Below are 20,701 nucleotides of genomic sequence, written 5' to 3'. Positions count from 1 at the left end.
GGCCGGGCTGACGTCGTCGCTGGCCCTCTCGGTGACGGCATGCGTGCTGGCCGTGCTGCCGGTCGCGTGGCTGGCGCTGCGCGAGTCCGTCGACGGCGAGTACCCGGTCGGGCTGGCGCTGCTCGGCGTCGGCGCGGTCGGGCTGGCCGAGTCGCTGCCGGTGTCGCGGGCGGTCCGCCGGCTGATCGGCGTGCTGCTGGCCGCGCTCGGCGCCGGCGCGCTGGTGCTCACCACCGACTGGGTCGGCGAGGCGGTGCCGGCGGTCAGCGCCGTCGTCGTCGCCACGTTCGCCGCCCTGCTGGCCGCGGTCGCGTTCGCCGCCGTCGACCGGCTGGCCGACGAGTTCAGCCCGCGGTCGGAGCCGGTCGCGGTGCGCGTCGGCGGCGATCCGGCCGCCGGGACCGGCGCCGCCGAGGTCGCGGCTCCACCGCGCGGCGCCGCGGCGTTCCTGCCGCTGCGGGTCAGCCTTCCGTTCATCGCCGCCGCGCCGGTCGCCTACGTGCTGGGCCGCATCTTCGTCAGCTGACGCCGCGGGAATCGTGCGACGCCGTGCGCGCGTTGTCGGTTCTGTGATCGGACTGGTGGTCGTCGTCGCCGTGCTCGCGGCCGCCACGGCGTTCGGGCTGTGGCGGCGGGCCCGCGACGGCCGGGTGGTGGAGGCGAAGGTGGACGACCAGCGGCTCGGGCCGGACGAGCTGGGCGAGGCGCTGGGCTCGCGGGCCACGCTCGTGCAGTTCTCGACGGCGTTCTGCCAGCCGTGCCGGGTCGCCCGGGCGACGCTGTCGCACGTCGCCGCCGACACCGACGGCGTCGTGCACGTCGAGATCGACGCCGAGCACCACCTCGACCTCGTCCGACGGCTGAACATCCTGCGTACGCCCACCACGCTCGTGCTCGACGGCGACGGCCGTATCGTCCGGCGGGCGACCGGCGCGCCTCGGCTGGCCGACGTGAGGGCGGCCCTCCCCGCCTGATTTGGCCGTATCGCGAGACGGCGAATCTCGTTATTTGATACGGACGGTGACGGCGGCGTTTCCTGGCCGTACCCTCGTCACCATGTTCCGCACAGAGCTCTGGAAGCGCCGGGCGATCGACTTCGGTCGCGCCGCGTCCATGCTCTGTCTGCCCTGACGGGGAACGGTCCCGCCTGCGCGCTCGCCCGGCCGCGCCGTTCCTGACGACTTCACCCGCCTTCGTCCACGTCAGGAGGACCATGCCGACTCGCATCGACCCACGCGGTCCCCGGTTCGCCGCCACGCTCACCGCCGTCGTCCTGGCGGTCGTGCTGGTCGCCGGCAGCGCCTGGCTGCTGGCCGTCCAGGGCCTGGTGTTCGCGGCCGGAGCGTTGTTCGGGCTGCCGCGGGCACCGTACGGGCTGCTCTACGCGAAGCTCGTCCGGCCCCGGCTCGGTCCGCCCGGCGAGCTCGAGGACGCCGCGCCGCCGCGGTTCGCCCAGGCCGTCGGCCTGGTGTTCGCCGTCGTCGGCGTCATCGCCTTCGCGACCGGCCTGACCGCCGTCGCCTACGTCGCCGTCGCGGCCGCCCTGGCCGCGGCGTTCCTGAACGCCGCCTTCGGCTTCTGCCTTGGCTGTGAGATCTACCTCGCCTACCGGCGTCTGTTCCCATCCCAACCCAACACCACGGAGGTCGCGTCATGAGCCGCGAGTCCAGCCTCGTCTCGGCCGACTGGGTCGAGCAGAACCTCGACAACCCGAAGGTGGTGCTCGTCGAGGTCGACGAGGACACCGCCGCCTACGACAAGAACCACATCCGCGGTGCGGTCAAGGTCAACTGGTCGACCGACCTGCGCGACCCGGTCCGCCGTGACTTCGTCGACAAGGAGCAGTTCGAGACGCTGCTCGGCGGCCTCGGCATCGGCAACGACGACACCGTCGTGCTGTACGGCGGCAACAACAACTGGTTCGCCGCGTACGCGTACTGGTACTTCAAGGTGTACGGCCACGCCGACGTGCGCCTGCTCGACGGCGGCCGGAAGATCTGGGAGCTGGAGAGCCGCGAGCTCGTCGACACCGTCCCGTCGCGTCCCGCCACGACCTACACGGCGCAGGACCCGGACAACTCGATCCGCGCCTTCCGCGACGAGGTCGTCGCCGCCATCGGCGCCCAGAACCTGGTCGACGTCCGCTCGCCCGACGAGTACGCCGGCCGGCTGCTCGCCCCGGCCCACCTGCCGCAGGAGGTGTCGCAGGTCCCGGGCCACATCCCGACCGCGGCGAACGTCCCGTGGAGCAAGGCGGCCAACGACGACGGCACCTTCCGCTCCGACGACGAGCTGCGCGCCCTCTACGGCGAGGTCGGCGTCGACTTCGGCAAGGACACCATCGCCTACTGCCGTATCGGCGAGCGCTCGTCGCACACGTGGTTCGTGCTGCGCGAGATCCTCGGCATCCAGAACGTCAAGAACTACGACGGCTCGTGGACGGAGTACGGCTCGCTGGTCGGCGTGCCGGTCGCGACCGGCGACGAGCCGGGGACGGCGTGACGTCATGTGCGGAGCTACTGCGGGCGGAGTCTCGCTGGAAGGAGTCGACGTGACCAAGGAGACGGTCATCCAGGGCGTCGTGCACCGTGACGACGCGCCGCTGGCGGGCGCCTACGTGCGGCTGCTGGACGCGTCCGGCGAGTTCACCGCCGAGGTCCCGACCAGCGCGACCGGGCAGTTCCGGTTCTTCGCCGCGCCGGGCACCTGGACGCTGCGCACGCTGGCGCCGGGCGCCGACACCGTCGACCGTTCGGTCGTCGCCTCCGTCGGCGTCACCGACGTCGACGTCCACGTCGGCTGAGCCACTGACGCACGAACGGGGCCGGCATTCCGCCGGCCCCGTTCCGCTCCCTGCGGGTCGCCCGCTGACGGCGATACGCTGATGCTGGCCGGGGGAGGTGCTGTCACACCTTTGATCCCGGCCGGACCCCGGCGCGCATCCCGTTCACGGCGACTCACCGCGCCGGGGTTTCTGCTGCCCAGCCGTCAGTAGACGAGGGCCTGGGCGCCGTCGGCCATGATCTCCTCGACGAAGGTCGGGGCGCCGGCGATGCGGACGCCGTCGATGACGTCGTCGGGGCCGATGTCGCGGCGGGCGGCGCACTGGGTGCACAGCGTCACCGAGCCGCCGGCCAGCAGCGCGTCGAGCAGGTCCGGCAGCGGCGCCGCGTGCGGCAACTCGAACTCCGCGGCCCGGCCGGGGAGCGCGAACCACGACGACTCGCCGGTCAGCCACAGCGAGACCGACGCGCCCGCCGCGAGCGCCGTCGACGCGACGGTGAAGGCCTGCGAGCAGCGCTCCGGCGCGTCGGAACCGGCGGTGACCTTGACCACGAGGCGTCGCTCCATGAAAAGCAAGCCTAGGCGGCTCACATCCCGCCCCGCCGTACCGTCTTACAGGTATGGACACCATCGAGATCACCGAGCTGCTGGACGAGCGCTCCGCCGCGATCCACGCGAAGGACCTCGACCGGCTGATGTCGTTCTACACCGACGACATCGTGTACTTCGACCTCGTGCCGCCGCTCCATTACGTCGGCGCCGACGCCCTGCGTGACCGGTTCACCGACTGGTTCACCCGCTGGGACGGCCCGATCGGGCAGCAGCCGGCCGAGGTCCACGTCGAGTCCGGCGGCGACGTCGCCGTCGTGCGGATGCTGATCCGGGCCAGCGGCACGCTGGTCACCGGCCGCCAGGTCGACTACTGGGTCCGCGCCACCGACGGCCTGCGCCGTACGGCGGGCCGGTGGCAGATCGCGCACGAGCACGTCTCGCTGCCGGTGGAGCTGCCGCAGGGGACCGCGGCCATGGATCTGCGGCCGGACGGCTAGAATCCGGGGCGTGCTCGAACTCGCCTTCACCAGCATCCTCGTCCTGGTCACGATCGCGGCCGGTCTCATGGGCGTGCTCGTCGTCTACAAGCTCTTCAAGGGCCAGGCTTGATCGAGATCCCCGACGACCTCCACCCGGCCCTCCTGCCAGTCGCCTGGCTGCTGGGCCGCTGGGAGGGCGCGGGGCTCGGCGACTACCCGACGATCGAGGCGTTCCGGTTCGGCCAGGAGGTCGAGTTCACCTACGTCCCGGACAAGCCGTTCCTCTCCTACCGCAGCCGCAGCTGGATCCTCGACGAGGACGGCAACCTGGTGCGGCCGGCGGCGCGGGAGACCGGGTACTGGCGGCCGCAGGAGAACGACGAGATCGAGGTGCTGCTGACGCACCCGACCGGGTTCGTCGAGATCTACATCGGCCGGACCGAGCCGGCCCGGGTCGAGCTGGCCACCCGCGGCGTGCTGAAGACCGAGACGGCGAAGGACTACCGCACCGGTCACCGGCTGTACGGGCTGGTCGACGGCGCCCTGATGTACGTCTACGAGATGTCGGCCATGGGCCAAGAACTGCAGCCGCACCTGTCCGCCGAGCTCAAGCGCGTCACCGGCGCGTCCGAGGCGCGGGACTGATTCGCTCGTCCGCGGTGTTGGATGAAGACATGGACGCCTACCGCAGCCCGCTGCTCGCCACTCCCGGCGCCGTCGCGGCCACCGAGCCCGATGAGGGCGTGGCCGCGCACTACGGCGACCCGTTCCGCGAGCAGCGTCGCCTCGTCGCCGGCGAGGGCGCGGTCGACCTCTCCCACCGCGGCGTCCTGCGGGTCTCCGGCCCGGAGCGCCTCCACTGGCTGCACCAGCTGATCACCCAGCATGTCGAGCACCTCGAGCCGCACCAGTCCACGTCCGCGCTGGTCCTCGACGCCAACGGCCGGGTCGAGCACGCGCTCTACGGCGTCGACGACGGCGAGGCGTTCTGGTTCCACACCGAGCGGACGTCGGCCGAGCCGCTGCGCGACTACCTCGAGAAGATGAAGTTCTGGTCCCAGGTCGAGGTCGCCGACCTGACCGACGAGTTCGCCGTCGTGTGGGAGCCGCTCCCGGCCCCGGCGGACGCACACCTGAGCCGCGTCACCGAGCGTGGCCGCGACGTGTTCGTGCCGCGCGCCGAGCTGACGGCGTACGTGGGCCGGACCGAGCCGGCCGGCGTGTGGGCGTACGAGGCGCTGCGGATCGAGGCGCTCGAGCCGCGGCAGGGCCTGGACACCGACGAGCGCACCATCCCGCACGAGGTCGGCTGGATCGGCACCGCCGTCCACCTCGACAAGGGCTGCTACCGCGGCCAGGAGACCGTCGCCCGCGTGCACACGCTCGGCCGGCCGCCGCGCCGCCTCGTGCTGCTGCACCTGGACGGATCGGTCGACACGCTGCCCGAGCACGGCGCGGCCGTCGAGCTGGACGGCCGCGCCGTCGGCACCGTCGGCTCGGCCGCCCGCCACCACGAGCTGGGCCCGATCGCGCTGGCCGTCGTCAAGCGGAACACCCCGGCCGACGCGGAGCTGCTGGCGGGCGGGGTCGCGGCCGGCCAGGAGGTCGTCGTCGACCCTGAGGCCGGCCTGCACGTACGGCCTCAGCTGCGCTGACGCCACCCGTACCGCGGCTCGTATCCGAGCACCCGGCGCGCCTTCTCGATCGACAGCAGCGTGTCGTGCTCGCCGACGTCGCGCCGCTCCACGTCCGGGAAGACCTCGTCCAGCAGTTCGCCGTTCGGCCGCTCCATGACGGTGTCGGCGTTGGCGATGACGAACACGTCGGCGCCGGTCAGCGGCGCCTCCAGGGCCAGCCGGATCGCCTGCGCCGCGTCCCGCGCGTCGATGTAGGACCACAGGTTCCACTTCCGCGCGCGGGCGTCGTCCTGGAACGACGGGAAACGCAGGTAGTCGGCCGGATCCATGACGTTCGACAGCCGCAGCCCGATGATCTTGCGCTCCGGGTCCCACCGGCAGAACTGCTCCGCCATCGTCTCGCCGACCAGCTTGGACAGCGAGTACGCCGACTCCGGCCGGCCGGGGTACTCCTCGTCGACGGGGACGTACGGCGGCGGCGTGTCGAACGGCAGCCCGAGCACGGTCTCGCTGGACGCCCACACGACGTTCTTGATGTCCAGCTGCCGGGCCGCCTCGAACACGTTGTACGTGCTCAGCGTGTTGACGGAGAACGTGACGGGGTTCGGGGCCAGGCCCGGCGCGCGGATCGCGGCCAGGTGCACGATGCCCGTCACGCCGGAGGTGCGCTCGTCGATGCCGGCGAAGGCCGCCACCGTCTGGCCGTAGTCGGTGAGGTCGACGCGGCTGTGCCGGACGCTCGGGTCGGCCGGCGGCGTCAGGTCCACCGACGTGACGTCGTAGCCCTGCGCCGTCAGGTCGGCGACGCAGGCCCGGCCGGCCTGGCCGCTGCCACCGGTCACAATGATCATGGTCGAGTCCCTCCGGTGATTCAGGTGTCGAGGAGCAGCGTCACCGGGCCGTCGTTGACCAGGCTGACCTGCATGTCCGCGCCGAACACGCCGGTCTCGACCGTCGCGCCGAGGCCGCGCAGCGCCGTCACGAACTCGGCGACCAGCGGCTCGGACACCGGTCCCGGCGCCGCCGCGCCCCACGACGGGCGGCGGCCCTTGGCGGTGTCGGCGTAGAGCGTGAACTGGCTGACGACGAGGATCGGCGCGCCGGCGTCGGACGCCGACCGCTCGTCGTCGAGGATGCGCAGGCCCCAGATCTTGCGGGCCAGCTTGGCCGCGTCGTCGCCGCCGTCGTCGTGCGTCACGCCGACGAGCACGAGCAGTCCCTGCCCGGCCGGCTCGATCGCCCCGACGACCTCGCCGCCGACCGTCACCGACGCCGACGTCACCCGCTGCACGACCGCTCGCATGCCCCGAATCGTCGCACGAACGCGGCGGCCGTTTGCCGCCAGCAGCCCTCCGCGCCGGACCGGAGGATCGACGGTATGAACACATCGCTTCCCCTGACCGGCCGCGCGGCCATGGTGATCGGCGGCAGTCGTGGCATCGGCGCCGCGGTGGTCCGGCGGCTGGCCCGCGACGGCGCCGACGTCGGCTTCACCTACGTCCGCTCCGCCTCCGCCGCCGACGAGGTGGTCGCGGCGGTCGAGGCGACCGGACGGCGGGCGCTCGCGCTGCCGGTGGACAGCGCCGACGCGGCCGCGCTGGCGGCCGCCGTCGACACCGTCGCCGACCGGTTCGGCCGGCTGGACATCCTGGTCAACAACGCCGCTCTGTACCCCGTCGGCCCCATCGACGAGCTCGACGTCGAGGAGTTCGACCGCACCGTCGCGGTCAACGTCCGCGCCCCGTTCGTCGCGTCGACGGCGGCCGCGCGGCACATGACCGGCGGCGGCAGCATCGTCACCGTCGGCAGCATGGTCGCCGACCGCAGCGTCTTCCCCGGCTACGGGCTGTACGCGATGAGCAAGACCGCGCTGGTCGGGCTCACGAAGGGGCTCGCGCGCGATCTCGGCGGGCGCGGCATCCGGGCCACGCTGGTCCATCCCGGGCCGACCGACACCGATCTCAACCCGTCCGACGGCCCCTACTCCGACGTCATCCGGTCGCACACCGCGCTCGGCCGGTACGCCGGCCCGGACGAGATCGCCGCCACCGTCGCCCACCTCGCCGGCGACGACGGCCGCTTCATCACCGGGACGTCGGTGCTGGTGGACGGGGGCTTCACCGTCTGAGCGCCGGCTCGTGACAGGATCGTCGCACCTGTTTGCGCGGAGACGAGGAGCGACATGCACGCGCGCGACGCCGTCCTGGTGGCTGAGGTGGTCCGGTCGGGGCTGGTGGAGTCGCGGCATCGCGGCTCTGTGGCCGCCCTGGCCGCCGACGGGTCGGTGGCGTTCGCGGCCGGCGTGACGGACGCGCCGATGTACCCGCGGTCGGCGAACAAGCCGGCGCAGGCGGCGGCGATGCTGCGGCTCGGGCTGCCGCTGGACGGTGAGCTGCTGGCGTTGGCGGCGGCCAGCCACTCCGGTGAGCCGTTCCACCAGGACGGGGCGCGGCGGATCCTCGCGCTCGCCGGCCTGGACGAGTCCGCGCTGCGCAACACGCCCGGCTACCCGATCGACTCGGCGACGATGGCCGACTACGTCCGCAAGGGCGGCGAGCCGTCGGCGCTGGCGGCGGACTGCTCGGGCAAGCACGCGGCGATGCTGCTGACCTGCGTGGTCAACTCGTGGCCGACCGACGGGTACATGGAGTTCGGGCATCCGCTGCAGGTCGGGATCCGCGAGATCGTCGGCGAGCTGGCCGGTGAGCCGGTCGCGCACACCGGGATCGACGGGTGCGGCGCGCCGCTGTTCGCGCTGACGCTGACCGGGCTGGCGCGGCTGTTCCGCTCATTGGCCGTGGCGCCGGACGGGACGCCCGAGCGGCGCGTGGCGGCGGCGATCCAGGCGTTCCCGGAGTACACGAGCGGGACGACGCGCGACGAGGCGCAGCTGGTGCGCGGCGTGCCGGGCCTGTTCTGCAAGGCCGGCGCCGAGGCGGTGCTGGCCGCCGCCCTGGACGACGGCCGCGCTGTCGCGGTGAAGGTCGACGACGGCGGCGCGCGGGCCCGGACGGTGGTGCTGGTCGCGGCCCTGCGGCGGCTCGGCGTCGAGGCCCCGGTGCTGGACGAGCTCGCCACGGCCCCCGTCCTCGGCGGCGGTCACCCGGTCGGCGAGCTCCGCGCCGCCATCGCCTGGCCGGCCTGACGGCGGCGCCGCTCCCGGGTGGCTATCGTGGTGCCATGACCGCGACTGCCGCCTCCTCGGGCGAACCGCCCGTGCCGGTCGCGCCCAGCGCCATCCGGGCCGCACTCCCGCCTGAGGAGGCTGGGGAGTTCGACCGGGAGTACCGGCGGGTGATGGCCGAGGCGACCGAGTCGCTCGACCTCACCGGCGTGCTGGCGATGCTACGGCGGTGGCAGCGGGTCGTCTGGTCGGCGCGGGACCCGGAGGCACACCGCCGCATGCTGGACCAGGCCGCTCGGCTGTCCTCCGGCGAGGACGTCGCGACCGAGCCGTGGACGACGACGAAGGCCCGACTGGGCCTCTGAGGTGTACGCGGTCGGCTAGCCACGTCGCAGCAGGGCCCAGCGCACGGCCATCACCACGAGAAGGCCGGCGGCGCCGACGAGGACGGTGCGCCAGGGCAGCGAGACCGCCAGCAGCAGGCAGGACACCAGGCCGACTGCGGACAGCCAACGTGGCCAGCGGCGCTCGGACGGCGCCAGCCGCCAGGACGCCGCGTTGGCGATCGCGTAATACACGAGCACCGCGAACGCGCTCGCGCCGAGCGTCGTCGCCAGGTCGCCGATCAGCACGAACAGCACGGTCACGACCGCCGACGCCAGCTCGGCCCGGTGCGGGACCTTCCGCCGCGGGTGGACGGCCGCGAGCCACCCAGGCAGGTCGCCCGACGACGCCATCGCGAACGCCGTCCGCCCGACACCGGCCTGCAACGACAGCAGCGCGCCCAGCGCCGCCACCGCCGCGGCGACCGCCACGACCGGCGACAGCCAGCCGGCGCCGGCCGCGTCCGCGACGTCCCGCAGCGGCTGTGACGACGACGCCACCTCGGACGAGCCGAGCACCAGCAGCACCGTCACCCCGACGACCGCGTACAGCACCAGCACGGACGCCAGCGAGATCACGACGGCACGCGGAACGGCGGAAGGGTCACGCACCTCCTCGCCCAGCGTCGCGATCCGCGCGTAGCCGGCGAAGGCGTAGAACAGCACCGCCGCCGAGCCCAGCACCCCGAACAGCCCGCCCGAGGAGCCGGCCGACCAGTCGGAGGCCACCCCGGCGCCGCCCAGCCCGGCGCCGACGACCACCGCGAGCACGGCCACGACCAGCGCGACCAGCACGGCGCCCACCCGCGCGGTCTTCGTCACCCCGGCCAGGTTGACCGCCGTCACCACGACGACGGCGACCAGTGCGACCGGAACGGCCTGAGAGGGCCATAGGTAGGCGCCCACCGCCAGCGCCGCCGTCGCGCACGAGGCGGACTTGCCCAGCACGAACGCGTACCCGGCCAGCGCGCCCCACGAACGCCCCAGCCGCGCGACGCCGTAGTGGTAGGCCCCGCCGGCGCGCGGATGGACGGCGGCCAGCTGCGCCGTCGACGTCGCGTTGCAGAAGGCGACGAACGCGGCGACGGCGAGGCCGGCCAGCAGCCACGGGCCGGCGGCGGACGCCGCGGGGGACCAGGCGACGAAGACGCCGGTGCCGATCATCGCGCCGAGCCCGACGGCGACCGCGTCGCCGGTGCCGAGCCGCCGCGACAGGCGGGAGTCCGAGGGTGGGGAGGTCACGGGACCATCCTGGCCGCTGGACCCAACTCCAGACGAACGAACGGCGGCCGAACCGTGACCCTGGGGCGAACGCCGGAATGGTATGGACCACGTACGCTGGATGCGTGCGATCGTCCCGCCGCCTCAGGTGGCGCATCGGGCTGCCGGCGGTGATCCTGGTCATCGCCGCACTCAGCATGGCCCCGTCGCGGGGGACGGTCCTCCACCTGCGCGCCGACGGCGTGGCGGTGCAGCCCGGCGGCGCGGTGGCGACCGTGCCGGCCGGCTCCGAGGCGGCCTTCATCCCCGGCACCAGCGTGCTCAGCTCCGCGGACCGGTCCGACCCCGCCGTCGCGGCCCGCGTCGACGCCGACCGCGAGTGGCTCGCCGAGGGCGTCATCCCCGGCCACGGCACCCGCTACCACGCGATGTCCGAGCGGGCCCTGCTCGACCTGCGCGCGCTGACGTCGTCGACCGGCGCGCTGATGGCCGCGCCGGTCACCGCCTGGAAGCATGTCTGGCCGCGCGACGCCTCGTTCGCGGCCGCCGCGTACGCGGTCACCGGCCACGACGAGGAGGCCGCCGACGTGCTCGGCTTCCTCGCCCGGGTGGCGCCGGCCGACGGCGAGTGGGAGGCCCGCTACCTCACCGACGGCTCCGGCCCGCCCGACGACCGGCCCAAGCAGCTCGACAGCGCCGGCTGGGTGCTCTGGTCCACCTGGCTGGTCGCGCAGACGGCCAGCCCGGAGGTCGCCGCCGAGGTGCTCGACGTCATGCGCCCGGCCGTCATCGCGTCGGCCAACGCGATCGTCGGCTCCCTGCAGGACGACGGGCTGCCCGAGCCGTCGTCGGACTACTGGGAGAAGGACGAGTCGGAGCTGACGCTCGGGGTGGCGGCGCCGCTGTCGCTCGGCCTGCGTGCCGCGCTGGCCCTCGCACCGCGGATCGGCGTCGAGGACCCGTTCGTCTGGAGCAACGCCGCCCGCCGCCTCGACGACGCGATCGAGCGTGAGTTCGGCGCCCACGGCTACCCGCGGACGCGGCCCGACGGCGGCGCCGACGCGGCCGTCACGTTCCTCGCCCCGCCGTTCGCGGCATCGACGCCGGAGGTCAGCGACGCGGTGCGGGCGACGGAGCTGGCCCTGCGGGTGCCCAACGGCGGCCACCGCCCGGGCGAGGCCTGGCGCAAGGACGTCGACGTCGCGTGGACGCCCGAGACGGCGCTGCTGGCGCTCGCGCTGGCTGGCAACGGCGACCGCGACGACGCCGACCGGCTGCTGACCTTCCTCGACGACTACCGGACGCCGCTGGGCTCGCTGCCGGAGAAGGTCGACGCCGAGGCGACGCCGGCCTCGGTGGCGCCGCTGGCATGGACGTCGTCGCTGGTGCTGCTGACGCTGGCCGAGCTGGAGGAGCCGCTCCCCGTGGTGCCGGCGGCGGACTGAGGCCTCCTAGTACTGCAACGGTGGTTGTGGCGGCATCGTCGTCGGCCCGTGGGTGATGACGCCGTTGCCGCCGTTGGCTCGAGGGGCTGCGACCGTTGGCCGTCCCCCTGCTGCCCGATCTTCTTGGCCGGGCCGGCGCGCCTCAAGTCCGCGGCCTCTGCTGGTCATTGGGTGTTTGTGGTTGGGGCCGCGTACTTGACCCGCGCCGTCCCGGCCAAGAACGGGCAGCTATCAGGGGGACGGGGGGAGTGTGGGCACGCCGAACCGGTGCCTGGCCCACGTTCGCTGGCTTCCCGGTTCGCGTTCGCCGGCTCCCGGGCCACGTTCGGGCCCCTTCCGGCGCGCGTTCTGGGCCGTTCCGGCTGACGGTCGCGTGTCGCTGGCCAGCGCGTGTCCGTTTTGGGTTGTTGGCCGGGCTGTGGATGCTCATGATCATCAACCATCCGGTACGTCGCTAGGCGTTCTCCTGCTCTACCACCCATGCATGCCTGGTAGAGCGGGAGTACGCCTGGTGGGCGGCCCGGAAAACACGGCGAAATCTCACCACGTGGACACCCAGCGACACCAACGCCACACCGAACTGGCCCGACAGGTCGCCGGGAGAGGCCAGCGGACCCGAACCACCTGCGAACCCGGCGCCCCGCCAGGCCGCCGGGAGAGGCCAGTGAGCCCGGACCCGCCGCGAACCCGGCGCCCGTGCTCCAGCGGACAACGCGGAGCTCCCGACGGGCCGTCGCCACATTTCCCCCGTCCCCCTGATAGCTGCCCGTTCTTGGCCGCGGGACCGCGGGTCAAGTACGCGGCCCCCAGCCACAGATCACCGCGAACAGCCAGAGGCCGCGGACTTGAGGTGCGGTTGCGCGGCCAAGAGAATGGGCAGCAGGGGGACGGCCACTGCAGCACAACGGCCCACGTCGCACACCAACGGCCCACGTCGCACACCAACGGCCCACGATGCCGCCCAACGGGCCCACGATGCACCGACAGCCAACGGCAGCAACCTGTCATCGGCAACGAATCGACGACGCCACCGCCACAACCGCCGTACTGCTAGCCGATTGTTTGCATTTGCTTGCAAGAGTTAGCTACCGTCGTAGGCATGACGACGACGGGGATCGGCGACTTCCTCCGCGACCAGCGGCGCACCGCGCAGCTGTCGTTGCGGCAGCTGGCCGACCTCGCCGGCGTGAGCAACCCCTACCTGAGCCAGATCGAGCGCGGCCTGCGCAAACCGTCGGCCGAGGTGCTGCAGCAGATCGCCAAGGCGCTGCGGATCTCCTCCGAGGCGCTCTACGTCCGGGCCGGGCTGCTGGACGAGCCCAGCGGCGACCACAGCGTCGAGGACGCCGTCCTGGCCGACCCAGGCCTCGACGAGCAGCAGAAGCGTGCGCTGCTCGACGTGTACGCGTCGTTCCGGGCGGCCAACGCCGCGCGGCACGGCACCGAGAAAGAAGGATGAGACCCATGCCTGCCACCACCGAAAACACCACTGGGAACACCGACCGCAAGCCGCTCTACGCTGCTGCCGGCGCCGCCGAGGCGGCCGTCACGGCGCTGCGCGAGCTGCCCGCCAAGGTCACCGAGGCCGTCAACGACGAGAAGCTGCGCGCCGAGTTCCGCACCCGGTTCGCCGAGCTGCCCGCGGACGTCAAGGCGTTCCGCGAGGGGCTGCCGGACCTGCTGCTGTCGGCCCAGTCCAAGGCCGCCGACCTGCCGCAGCGGCTGCGTGAGCTGCTGGCCGAGGCCGGCCGCGAGGCGGAGAAGGCGTACGAGACCTTCGCCACCCGTGGCGAGGGCGTCGTCGCCAAGCTGCGCGAGGAGTACGGCCCGACCGTCGAGAACGCCGTCGCGACGGTCCGCGACCGGGTGGCGCACGCCGCCGACGAGGTCGCCGAGGTCACCGGGAAGGCCGCCGACGATCTGGGCTCCCGGCGCTGACCACGTAGAGTGGGCGGGGTGAACATGTTCGGGGATTTTCAGTCCTGGATCCTGATCCTGCTGGGTATCGGCGCCCTGGGGCTGAAGGGGTACGCGTTCATCGACGCGCTCCGGGTCCCCAAGGACGCGTTCCCGGCCGCCGGCAAGTTGACCAAGCCGATCTGGCTGGCCATCCTCGGCGTCGCCCTGCTGGTCGAGATCGCGCTGTTCCCGACCCCGCTGTTCTTCGTGAACCTGCTGGGTGTCGTGGGCGCTGCGGTCTACCTGGTGGATGTGCGGCCGGCCGTCAGGCAGTACGGCGGCGGCCGCCGCAACGGCACCCACGACGGGCCCTACGGCCCGTGGTGACCGGCCAGTAGCGCGAACGCCTGCTCGCCCAGCTCGAAGAACGCGTCCTGGTCGGCCAGCGCCGCGGCGGTGGGCGAGGCGGCCTGCATGACGAACACGTAGCGCTCGCCGTCCGCGCGCTCCCCGTACCACGACGCCGTCAGCACGCCGGGCGCGCTGCCGCCCTTGAAGCTGACGTACGGCCACTCGGCCCGGTCGATCGTCACCCCGCGATTCTGATCGAGCACCGCCCGCAGCTCCGGATCCGTCGACGCGTGCAGGGCCGCCTGCGCCGCGCAGACGTCCAGCGCCGAGCCGAACCAGTCGACGCCGGAGTCCCAGGCCGGGTCGACGATGTCGCGGCCGGTCACCTGCAGCGGGCCGCCGGGCAGCGTCGCCAGGATCCGGGCCTGGGCCGCCGCCCCGGACCGGGCCCAGTCGTCGCGCAGGCCGGTCCGGCCCCAGCCGACGGTGAAGAACTCGCGGGTGGTGAGGAACGGCCGGTTCAGCTCCGGCCGCGAGTGACCCATCGCCGTCATCGCGTCCTCGACGGCGCCCCGGCCGACGCGGTCCATCAGCAGTTCCGTGCCGGTGTTGTCACTGATCCGGATCATCGCCGCGGCCGCCTGCCCGACGGGGACGGAGCTTCCGTCGGGCCGGTCCTGCAACTCGCCGGACGGCAGGCTGCGCAGCCCGCCGTTGACGACGAGCGGGTCCGACCACGACAGCGCGCCGGCGTCGACGGCCGCGGCGACCGCGCCCAGCACGTACAGCTTGAAGATCGACGCCATCGGACGGGGTTCGCCGGGGTCCAGTTCCGCCACCGGCTCGCAGTCGCCGTCGTCGCCGACCCGGGCCGCCAGCATGCCGACGTCGGCGTCCAGGGCGGTCAGGCGGCCGCGCAGCTCGTCCCACGAGCCGGTCGGGGCAGGCGCGGACGTCGTCGCGGAGCCGGTCGCGGACCCCGTCGTGCCACCCGTCCCGCAGCCCGCCGACAGGGCCACGATCACCGCGAGAAGGACGGCGGCGCGGCGCATCCGGCTACTCTACGGAACTTCGCCCGCAGCGAACTCGGGGTCCAACGGGCCCATCGAGTGGAACATCGGCTACCCGGCGTGGTGTTCTTGCAGGCACAGTAGGGAAGAAGGATCCGCCGCGAAGAGAGAACCGGCCGGCGGATATAGCATCGAATGGTCAGATGTGGAGTCCCCGTCTTCACAGCCGACCGCTCGGCAAGGAGCGCCACTGATGTTCGAGAGGTTTACCGACCGCGCGAGGCGTGTTGTCGTCCTGGCCCAGGAAGAGGCCCGGATGCTCAACCACAACTACATCGGCACCGAGCACATCCTCCTGGGTCTCATCCACGAGGGCGAGGGTGTGGCGGCGAAGGCGCTCGAGAGTCTCGGCATCTCGCTCGAGGCCGTGCGTCAACAGGTCGAGGAGATCATCGGCCAGGGCCAGCAGGCGCCCAGCGGGCACATCCCGTTCACGCCGCGGGCCAAGAAGGTGCTGGAGCTCAGCCTGCGTGAGGCGCTGCAGCTCGGCCACAACTACATCGGCACCGAGCACATCCTGCTCGGCCTCATCCGTGAGGGCGAGGGCGTCGCCGCCCAGGTCCTGGTGAAGCTCGGCGCCGACCTGAACCGGGTCCGTCAGCAGGTCATCCAGCTGCTGTCGGGCTACCAGGGCGGCAAGGAGGCGGCCACCGCCGGCGCCGGCCCGCAGGGCGAGGCGCCGTCCAGCTCGCTCGTTCTCGACCAGTTCGGCCGCAACCTGACCCAGGCCGCCCGCGAGGGCAAGCTGGACCCGGTCATCGGCCGCGAGAAGGAGATCGAGCGGGTCATGCAGGTGCTGTCCCGCCGCACCAAGAACAACCCCGTGCTCATCGGCGAGCCCGGCGTCGGCAAGACCGCCGTCGTCGAGGGGCTTTCGCAGGCCATCGTCAAGGGCGAGGTGCCCGAGACGCTGAAGGACCGGCACGTCTACACGCTCGACCTCGGCGCGCTGGTGGCGGGCTCTCGCTACCGCGGTGACTTCGAGGAGCGGCTGAAGAAGGTCCTCAAGGAGATCCGCACCCGCGGCGACATCATCCTGTTCATCGACGAGATCCACACCCTCGTCGGTGCGGGCGCGGCCGAGGGCGCGATCGACGCGGCCTCGATCCTGAAGCCGATGCTGGCCCGGGGCGAGCTGCAGACCATCGGCGCCACCACGCTCGACGAGTACCGCAAGTACGTCGAGAAGGACGCCGCCCTGGAGCGCCGCTTCCAGCCGATCCAGGTGCAGGAGCCGACGCTGGCCCACACCATCGAGATCCTCAAGGGGCTGCGCGACCGCTACGAGGCGCACCACCGGGTGTCCATCACCGACGGCGCGCTGGTCGCGGCGGCGCAGCTGGCCGACCGCTACATCTCCGACCGGTACCTGCCGGACAAGGCCATCGACCTCATCGACGAGGCCGGCGCCCGGCTGCGGATCCGTCGCATGACGGCGCCGCCGGACCTGCGCGAGTTCGACGAGCGCATCGCCGACGTCCGCCGCGAGAAGGAGTCCGCGATCGACTCGCAGGACTTCGAGAAGGCCGCGTCGCTGCGCGACAAGGAGAAGCAGCTGATCGCGCAGAAGATCGAGCGCGAGAAGCAGTGGAAGGCCGGCGACCTCGACGTCGTCGCCGAGGTCGACGACGAGCTGATCGCGGAGGTGCTGGCGTTCTCGACCGGCATCCCGGTGTTCAAGCTCACCGAGGAGGAGACCTCGCGGCTGCTCCACATGGAGGACGAGCTGCACAAGCGGATCATCGGCCAGGAGGACGCCATCTCGGCGCTGTCCAAGTCGATCCGCCGCACTCGCGCCGGCCTGAAGGACCCGAAGCGTCCCGGTGGCTCGTTCATCTTCGCCGGCCCGTCCGGCGTCGGTAAGACCGAGCTGTCCAAGACGCTGGCGGAGTTCCTGTTCGGCGACGAGGCCGCGCTGATCCAGCTGGACATGAGCGAGTTCTCCGAGAAGCACACCGTCTCGCGGCTGTTCGGCTCCCCGCCCGGCTACGTCGGGTACGAAGAGGGCGGCCAGCTGACCGAGAAGGTGCGCCGGCGTCCGTTCTCCGTCGTGCTCTTCGACGAGGTCGAGAAGGCTCACCCCGACATCTTCAACTCGCTGTTGCAGGTGCTCGAGGACGGCCGGCTGACCGACGCGCAGGGCCGGGTCGTGGACTTCAAGAACACCGTCATCATCATGACGACGAACCTGGGGACCCGCGACATCGCCAAGGGCGTCAACCTCGGCTTCTCCGCCGCGGACGACACCACCGGCAGCTACGAGCGGATGAAGGCGAAGGTCACCGAGGAGCTCAAGCAGCACTTCCGGCCGGAGTTCCTCAACCGTGTCGACGACATCGTCGTGTTCCACCAGCTGACCCAGGACGAGGTGCTGCGCATCGTCGACCTGCGGATCGCCGAGCTGGACGAGCGGCTGCGCGACAAGGACATGGGCCTGGAGCCGACTCAGGCGGCGAAGGAGTTGCTGGCCAAGCACGGCTTCGACCCGGTGCTGGGCGCCCGGCCGCTGCGCCGGACCATCCAGCGCGAGATCGAGGACACGCTGTCCGAGAAGATCCTCTTCGGCGAGCTCAAGGCCGGCGAGCTGGTCCTGGTCGACGTCGAGGGCGAGGGCGCGGAGGCGAAGTTCACCTTCACCGGCAGCCCGAAGTCCGAGCTGGCCGAGGTGGCCGCGCCGGTCGGCGCGGGCGCCGGCAGCCGGTCGGCGGCGACGAAGCGCGACAAGACGTCGTAACGACGTCCCACGAGAACGGCCCCGGAGCGTCTTCGCTCCGGGGCCGTTCCGCGTGCTGGGCTCAGCCCAGCTCGAGGTCGCATTCGTCCTGGGCATGCTGCTGGATGTTCTCCAGCGCGGTGAGCGCCTCGGTCGGGTCGCCCTCCTGGGCCGCCTCGGGGTCGCTCAGCGCGGTCTGGAACGTCTCCCAGTCGCCCCTGACGTCGTCCGGCGCGGCGTCGATGATCTCCTGCACGCGGTCGTTGGCGTCTTCCAGCGCCTCCGGGTCGCTGGGATCGGCGTCTGCCAGCGCGGAGTCCTCCTCGGCGCTGCTGAGCAGGTCGCAGTACTCCGAGTCGCCGCCGCCGCCACAGGCGCTGAGGCCGAGGACGAGCGCGGCTGCCGCGCCGAGCAGCGAGGCGGTCCGGGTGGAACGGGTCATGACGGGCAACTCCTATGTGGGGGTGTCGTGATTGGTCAAACCTCGGCGACATTACCCGATCCGTCCGACCGTCCGGGGGCGAACGGGTGACACCCTAGAGTGGTGCTCGTGAGCGACCGTGAGATCGAGTGCTGGCTGACCGACATGGACGGCGTCCTCGTGCACGAGGACCGCGCCATCCCCGGCGCCGCGGACTTCCTGCGCCGCCTGGTCGACCGGGAGCGCCGCTTCCTCGTGCTCACCAACAACTCCATCTACACGCCGCGCGACCTCGCCGCCCGGCTCGTCCGCACCGGCCTGGCGGTGCCCGAGCAGTCGATCTGGACCTCGGCGCTGGCGACGGCGCAGTTCCTCGACGACCAGCACCCGAACGGGACGGCCTACGTGATCGGCGAGGCGGGGCTGACGACGGCGCTGCACGAGGTCGGCTACGTCCTCACCGACACCAAGCCCGACTACGTGGTGCTGGGCGAGACCCGCACCTACTCGTTCGAGGCCATCACGAAGGCGATCCGGCTGATCGGCGAGGGCGCCCGGTTCATCGCCACCAACCCCGACGCCACCGGCCCGTCGCAGGACGGCCCGCTGCCGGCCACCGGCGCCGTCGCGGCCATGATCACCCGGGCCACCGGCCGCGAGCCGTACTACGTCGGCAAGCCGAACCCGATGATGTTCCGCAGCGCGATGAACGCCATCGAGGCGCACTCGGAGATGACGGCGATGGTCGGCGACCGGATGGACACCGACGTCGTCGCGGGGATGGAGGCGGGGCTGCGCACCTACCTGGTGCTGACCGGCTCCACCGCCCGCGCCGACATCGGCCGGTTCCCGTTCCAGCCGAACCACGTGGTCAACTCCGTCGCCGACCTCATCGACCTGATCTGACCCAGCCGTCGGCGACGAACCGGTCCGGGTGCCGCTCGCCGTCGAACACGGGCTTGCCGCGGGTGCGCACCTTGACGTCGTCGACGTAGACGCCGCGGCCCTGGTACAGCGCGTCGGTGACGTAGCGCCAGCGCAGGATCGTGGCGCCGTCGCCGGGCAGGCCCGCGCGCACCGTCCACCACTGCCGGCCCTGGTAGCTGCTGATGACGCCGTCGGCGGCCGCCACCTGATCGTCCCCGGCCCGCGCGGTGAACGGCACCGGCGTCCAGGTGGCGCCACCGTCGGTGGAGCGCTCCAGCGTGAGCCGGTCGGTCGCCTCGGTGTCGACGAACAGGTCGAACAGCAGCGTCGAGCTGCCGGACAGTTCCACCGGCAGGCTCAGCGTCGACGTCGTCGCGTCCGCCTCGTGCGCCCGCCAGGCGTCGTCGCCGGCCCGCGGGTCGACGGCGAGCGCGTAGGCGAGCTGGTGGGCGACGGCGCGCCGGGCCGGGTTGATCGTGCCCCAGTTGCGCGACGGGTGCACCCGGTTGGTCAGCAGGATGACGAACGAGCGCGACTGCGGATCGATGACCATGCTCGTTCCGGTGAAGCCGGTGTGCCCGGCCGTCTTCGGCGCCGTCAGCGCGGCCATCAGCCAGCGCTGGTTCAGCTCGAAGCCCATGCCGTGGGCGTTGCCGGGGAACTCGGTGTTGACGTCGGTGATCAACGCCTCGACGGATTCCGGCTGCAGGATCCGCTCGCCGCCGTAGGCGCCGCCGTTGAGGATCGCCTGCGCCAGCCGGGCGAGATCCTGCGCCGTGCCGAACAGCCCGGCGTGTCCCGCGACGCCGTTCAGTGACCAGGCGTTCTCGTCGTGCACCTCACCGCGGACGATGCCGCGCGGCGGGGCCGCCTGAAACTCCGTCGCCGCGATGCGGTCCAGCTTCTCCGCCGGCGGGTTGTACCCGGTGTCGGTCATGCCGAGCGGCTCGGTGATGCCCTCGGCGACCAGGGTGTCCAGCGGTTCGCCGGTGACGGCCTCGGCGATCATCCCAGCGGTGATCATGTTGAGGTCGGAGTAGAGGTACGTGGTGCCGGGCGGGTTGGCGGGCGTCGTGTTCATGACGGCTTCCAGTCGCGCCTCCGGGGTGGGCCAGCGGCTCCACAGGGGCAACCACGACACCAGCCCGCTGGTGTGCGTCAGCAGCTGCTCGACGGTGATCTCGCTCTTGCCGTTCGCGGCGAACGCCGGCAGGTACTCGACGACGGGCGCGCCGAGGTCGACCCGGCCGGCCTCGACCTGCTGCATCACGACGATCGTGGTGAACAGCTTCGAGACCGAGGCGAGGTCGTAGATCGTGTCGTCGGCGGCCGGGACCCACTCGTCGCGCGGCAGTTCGGCGCCGGCGCCGTCGGCGAACCGCAGCGCCCAGCCGGCCGCGTCCTCGGCGACGACGCGGCCGTCGTGCGCGGCCAGCACCGTCATGCCCGAGTACAGCGGGTGCGTCGCGCCGGCCGGCGTCTCGGTGTAGGAGGCGGCGGCGTCGACGAGCGCCTCGATCCGGTCCGGGTCCAGGCCGGCATCCGCCGGGTCGGACGGGCGCAGGGTCGTCCGCGGCGGCATGAAGCCGTCGTGCGGACGGTCGAACCGGCCGGTGTCCTCGTCGGCGCCGGCCGTGCCGCCGCCCAGGAGCCCTGCGATCGTCGCGGCCACGAGCGCCATCGTGACACGTCGCG

Annotated in this window: 24 protein-coding genes; 17 read left to right on the top strand and 7 right to left on the bottom strand. The window is 72.5% G+C overall.

What is annotated here, in order from left to right:
• The 5 genes from C1I92_RS33820 to C1I92_RS13930 form a co-directional block, all read left to right on the top strand.
• The coding region (locus C1I92_RS33820) for a hypothetical protein (protein WP_199521210.1) at positions 1-526 on the top strand (526 nt) is incomplete at its 5' end.
• A 43-nt stretch (positions 527-569) separates the two neighbouring features.
• Positions 570-974 carry a thioredoxin family protein gene (locus C1I92_RS13945; protein ID WP_111255258.1) on the top strand — a complete coding sequence of 135 codons (405 nt, stop codon included), beginning with the start codon at positions 570-572 and terminating at the stop codon, positions 972-974.
• Positions 975-1,213: 239 nt separating this feature from the next.
• Positions 1,214-1,657: a DUF4395 domain-containing protein gene (locus tag C1I92_RS13940; protein WP_111255257.1), complete on the top strand. Its 444-nt coding sequence runs from the start codon at positions 1,214-1,216 to the stop codon at positions 1,655-1,657.
• Positions 1,654-2,502, top strand: coding sequence for a sulfurtransferase (locus tag C1I92_RS13935; protein ID WP_111255256.1), 849 nt, complete (start codon positions 1,654-1,656; stop codon positions 2,500-2,502). The genes C1I92_RS13940 and C1I92_RS13935 overlap by 4 nt, the downstream gene beginning before the upstream one ends.
• A 4-nt stretch (positions 2,503-2,506) precedes the next feature.
• Complete coding sequence (locus C1I92_RS13930; RefSeq protein ID WP_111255255.1) at positions 2,507-2,803, top strand: DUF1416 domain-containing protein; 297 nt, start codon at positions 2,507-2,509, stop codon at positions 2,801-2,803.
• Positions 2,804-2,988: 185 nt separating this feature from the next.
• Here the strand turns inward: C1I92_RS13930 and C1I92_RS13925 are convergent, their stop codons facing one another.
• Entirely contained in the window at positions 2,989-3,351 is a 363-nt protein-coding gene (locus C1I92_RS13925; RefSeq protein WP_111255254.1) for a DsrE family protein, read from the bottom strand.
• Positions 3,352-3,404: 53 nt separating this feature from the next.
• On the opposite strand from C1I92_RS13925, the gene C1I92_RS13920 reads away from it, so the two are divergent.
• The 3 genes from C1I92_RS13920 to ygfZ all read left to right on the top strand — a co-directional run bounded on the left by C1I92_RS13920 (position 3,405) and on the right by ygfZ (position 5,470).
• Positions 3,405-3,833, top strand: coding sequence for a YybH family protein (locus C1I92_RS13920; protein WP_111255253.1), 429 nt, complete (start codon positions 3,405-3,407; stop codon positions 3,831-3,833).
• A gap of 108 nt (positions 3,834-3,941) precedes the next feature.
• A complete protein-coding gene (locus tag C1I92_RS13915) occupies positions 3,942-4,460 on the top strand; it encodes a heme-binding beta-barrel domain-containing protein (RefSeq protein ID WP_111255252.1) in 519 nt (172 codons plus the stop codon).
• Between the two features lie 29 nt (positions 4,461-4,489).
• Positions 4,490-5,470: a CAF17-like 4Fe-4S cluster assembly/insertion protein YgfZ gene (ygfZ, locus tag C1I92_RS13910; protein WP_111255251.1), complete on the top strand. Its 981-nt coding sequence runs from the start codon at positions 4,490-4,492 to the stop codon at positions 5,468-5,470.
• Here the strand turns inward: ygfZ and C1I92_RS13905 are convergent.
• Both C1I92_RS13905 and dtd read right to left on the bottom strand, forming a co-directional pair.
• Positions 5,458-6,303, bottom strand: a complete 846-nt coding sequence (locus tag C1I92_RS13905; protein ID WP_111255250.1) for an NAD-dependent epimerase/dehydratase family protein — start codon at positions 6,301-6,303, stop codon at positions 5,458-5,460. The genes ygfZ and C1I92_RS13905 overlap by 13 nt on opposite strands.
• Before the next feature lie 20 nt (positions 6,304-6,323).
• Complete coding sequence (gene dtd / locus C1I92_RS13900) at positions 6,324-6,755, bottom strand: D-aminoacyl-tRNA deacylase (RefSeq protein ID WP_111255249.1); 432 nt, start codon at positions 6,753-6,755, stop codon at positions 6,324-6,326.
• A 75-nt stretch (positions 6,756-6,830) separates the two neighbouring features.
• Here dtd and C1I92_RS13895 point away from each other — a divergent pair, with 75 nt between their 5' ends.
• The 3 genes from C1I92_RS13895 to C1I92_RS13885 are packed head-to-tail and all read left to right on the top strand — an operon-like array spanning position 6,831 to position 8,941.
• A complete protein-coding gene (locus C1I92_RS13895; RefSeq protein ID WP_111255248.1) occupies positions 6,831-7,580 on the top strand; it encodes an SDR family NAD(P)-dependent oxidoreductase in 750 nt (249 codons plus the stop codon).
• 54 nt (positions 7,581-7,634) lie between these two features.
• Positions 7,635-8,597: an asparaginase gene (locus C1I92_RS13890; protein WP_111255247.1), complete on the top strand. Its 963-nt coding sequence runs from the start codon at positions 7,635-7,637 to the stop codon at positions 8,595-8,597.
• 35 nt (positions 8,598-8,632) lie between these two features.
• Positions 8,633-8,941 carry a DUF6247 family protein gene (locus tag C1I92_RS13885; protein ID WP_199521209.1) on the top strand — a complete coding sequence of 103 codons (309 nt, stop codon included), beginning with the start codon at positions 8,633-8,635 and terminating at the stop codon, positions 8,939-8,941.
• 15 nt (positions 8,942-8,956) lie between these two features.
• On the opposite strand, the gene C1I92_RS13880 is transcribed toward C1I92_RS13885, so the two are convergent.
• A complete protein-coding gene (locus C1I92_RS13880; protein WP_233506989.1) occupies positions 8,957-10,201 on the bottom strand; it encodes an APC family permease in 1,245 nt (414 codons plus the stop codon).
• A 104-nt stretch (positions 10,202-10,305) separates the two neighbouring features.
• Here C1I92_RS13880 and C1I92_RS13875 point away from each other — a divergent pair, with 104 nt between their 5' ends.
• The 4 genes from C1I92_RS13875 (at position 10,306) to C1I92_RS13860 (ending at position 13,911) form a co-directional block, all read left to right on the top strand.
• Positions 10,306-11,625, top strand: coding sequence for a glycoside hydrolase family 15 protein (locus tag C1I92_RS13875; RefSeq protein ID WP_111255246.1), 1,320 nt, complete (start codon positions 10,306-10,308; stop codon positions 11,623-11,625).
• A gap of 1,099 nt (positions 11,626-12,724) precedes the next feature.
• On the top strand, positions 12,725-13,084 hold the full coding sequence (locus tag C1I92_RS13870) for a helix-turn-helix domain-containing protein (RefSeq protein ID WP_111255245.1): 360 nt from the start codon (positions 12,725-12,727) through the stop codon (positions 13,082-13,084).
• 5 nt (positions 13,085-13,089) lie between these two features.
• Entirely contained in the window at positions 13,090-13,563 is a 474-nt protein-coding gene (locus tag C1I92_RS13865) for a hypothetical protein (protein ID WP_111255244.1), read from the top strand.
• Between the two features lie 24 nt (positions 13,564-13,587).
• A complete protein-coding gene (locus C1I92_RS13860) occupies positions 13,588-13,911 on the top strand; it encodes a DUF2516 family protein (protein ID WP_233506991.1) in 324 nt (107 codons plus the stop codon).
• Here the strand turns inward: C1I92_RS13860 and C1I92_RS13855 are convergent.
• Complete coding sequence (locus C1I92_RS13855) at positions 13,896-14,927, bottom strand: serine hydrolase (RefSeq protein ID WP_111255243.1); 1,032 nt, start codon at positions 14,925-14,927, stop codon at positions 13,896-13,898. The two genes, C1I92_RS13860 and C1I92_RS13855, sit on opposite strands and share 16 nt — an antisense overlap.
• Before the next feature lie 211 nt (positions 14,928-15,138).
• Here C1I92_RS13855 and C1I92_RS13850 point away from each other — a divergent pair, with 211 nt between their 5' ends.
• Positions 15,139-17,679, top strand: coding sequence for an ATP-dependent Clp protease ATP-binding subunit (locus tag C1I92_RS13850; RefSeq protein WP_111255242.1), 2,541 nt, complete (start codon positions 15,139-15,141; stop codon positions 17,677-17,679).
• Between the two features lie 61 nt (positions 17,680-17,740).
• Here the strand turns inward: C1I92_RS13850 and C1I92_RS13845 are convergent, their stop codons facing one another.
• The gene (locus C1I92_RS13845) at positions 17,741-18,100 is read right to left on the bottom strand and encodes a hypothetical protein (protein WP_111255241.1); all 360 of its coding nucleotides are present in this window, start codon (positions 18,098-18,100) and stop codon (positions 17,741-17,743) included.
• 144 nt (positions 18,101-18,244) lie between these two features.
• On the opposite strand from C1I92_RS13845, the gene C1I92_RS13840 reads away from it, so the two are divergent.
• Positions 18,245-18,985: an HAD-IIA family hydrolase gene (locus tag C1I92_RS13840; RefSeq protein WP_111255266.1), complete on the top strand. Its 741-nt coding sequence runs from the start codon at positions 18,245-18,247 to the stop codon at positions 18,983-18,985.
• Here C1I92_RS13840 and C1I92_RS13835 read toward each other — a convergent pair.
• Positions 18,969-20,687, bottom strand: a complete 1,719-nt coding sequence (locus C1I92_RS13835) for a serine hydrolase domain-containing protein (protein ID WP_369124100.1) — start codon at positions 20,685-20,687, stop codon at positions 18,969-18,971. The genes C1I92_RS13840 and C1I92_RS13835 overlap by 17 nt on opposite strands.
• Positions 20,688-20,701 lie beyond the last annotated feature (14 nt).

The organism is Jiangella anatolica (assembly GCF_003236295.1).
Classification (GTDB): domain Bacteria; phylum Actinomycetota; class Actinomycetes; order Jiangellales; family Jiangellaceae; genus Jiangella; species Jiangella anatolica.
This window is presented reverse-complemented; position numbering and strand designations above follow the sequence as displayed.